At 37.8% G+C, this 1,266-nt stretch carries 4 protein-coding genes; all 4 read right to left on the reverse strand.

Features of this window, described 5'->3' with window-relative positions; genetic code table 11:
* Positions 1-313 (reverse strand): hypothetical protein (locus ABT112_RS35240; RefSeq protein ID WP_351515837.1); only part of this gene is annotated, 313 nt, incomplete at its 3' end.
* Positions 300-494, reverse strand: a complete 195-nt coding sequence (locus ABT112_RS35245; protein ID WP_010905048.1) for a hypothetical protein — start codon at positions 492-494, stop codon at positions 300-302. The genes ABT112_RS35240 and ABT112_RS35245, both read right to left, overlap by 14 nt.
* 247 nt (positions 495-741) lie before the next feature.
* Positions 742-981 carry a hypothetical protein gene (locus ABT112_RS35250; RefSeq protein WP_351515838.1) on the reverse strand — a complete coding sequence of 80 codons (240 nt, stop codon included), beginning with the start codon at positions 979-981 and terminating at the stop codon, positions 742-744.
* Positions 982-1,024: 43 nt separating this feature from the next.
* A partial coding sequence (locus ABT112_RS35255; RefSeq protein ID WP_351515839.1) for a hypothetical protein occupies positions 1,025-1,266 on the reverse strand: 242 nt, incomplete at its 5' end.

A 1,266-nucleotide genomic window follows, 5' to 3' on the forward strand; every position in this document is an offset into this window, starting at 1 on the left:
GTTGGTCAATCCAATCAAGTTCTGCAAGGGTATAGCCATTGACCGCATTATTAATCGCTATGCCTGTGCGTTGTTTCTTGATAATTCCGGCTCTGCGCTCGTCTTCGTTAGTTGGAATAAAATAGCCGTTATCAATCGAACCAATGGCGCAACCCTGCTTATGGAGGTACTCAATTCTGCTCTGAAGCGTTCTAAAATCAATATCAAGGGCTTGTGCTAAAATCTTGCCTTTGACAGCTCGGTCAATTCCTCTGTGTTCGGCAAGAAATTTAATAATATTTTGGTCTAACGTCTGTAAGTCAGTTATCTTCATTGAGATACCCCCAAATTCTAGTAATCGTTTCTAAAAATTGCTCATAGCTTGCTCTCTGTCTAGCTTCGCCAATCAAGGTAAACATTAAAACAGTCATAGCTTCGTTGCTTGTATCGCTGATAAGATACTCTAAATTGTCCTTATTGCTTTCATTTTCAAGGACATCAATAGTAATTTTCATGGTTTAGTTTCCTTTATCTGTAATTTCATGATAGCCAGTTGCTTGCCCAAAACTGGGCTTACTTGAGTGCATAAGTTGCTTTTCACTCCACTAGGTAAGTTTATGCTTGTGCTAGCTTCAAACTGCTGTATTAAGTCATATTTAACCGCTCGTGCGTTGTCAATTATCTTAAACGGGTGTTTGCCTATCGGTCTAAAACTATTCCGTCCGTGCCGTTTTATAGCCGTGTAGCCTTGGTAGTGTTCTATCATTTATCCACCTCATCAAAGAGACTGATTTCTCCGCCCTCTTTTTCGCCCTCAAATCGGACACCGTGCTTATATTTACGAACTTTAAAAGAATAATCAACGGTGCCTGTATTGGCGTTCAATGGGTCTAATTTCCCAATCTGCTTATCTGTCAGTTCCGTGTGATAGACTTGTAAACTTCGCATACCTAAGCTATCAACGCCAGCTACATAAGAACAAGCTCTAATAATATTTGTCATTTTCTCAATCCTTTTAATAAAATTTGCCTTGCCTGACAAGTTGCTAAGTATCTATGATGATGAACTTGCATATATCATCAATCAAATAGTAAATAAGTGAAGTTTTGTATCTTGGTTTATAGCGATTCAATCCGTACTTTTCCCAATTATCAAGTGTGCCGTCTGATATATCTAAGTCTTCCATAACACGCTTTTTAGAGATATAAGGTAATACCCGCTTTTCATTTCTGATTTTGAGTTGTGTGCCAAGATATTTATTAAATAAATGAATGATTTTATCCACTA

It is taken from the genome of Streptomyces sp. NPDC002055 (assembly GCF_040296705.1).
Lineage (GTDB): Bacteria > Actinomycetota > Actinomycetes > Streptomycetales > Streptomycetaceae > Streptomyces.

Excerpts from the sequence above, each read along its gene's own strand:
- ABT112_RS35245 (WP_010905048.1), bottom strand. The coding sequence starts at position 494 with ATGAAAATTACTATTGATGTCCTTGAAAATGAAAGCAATAAGGACAAT.
- ABT112_RS35250 (WP_351515838.1), bottom strand. The coding sequence starts at position 981 with ATGACAAATATTATTAGAGCTTGTTCTTATGTAGCTGGCGTTGATAGC.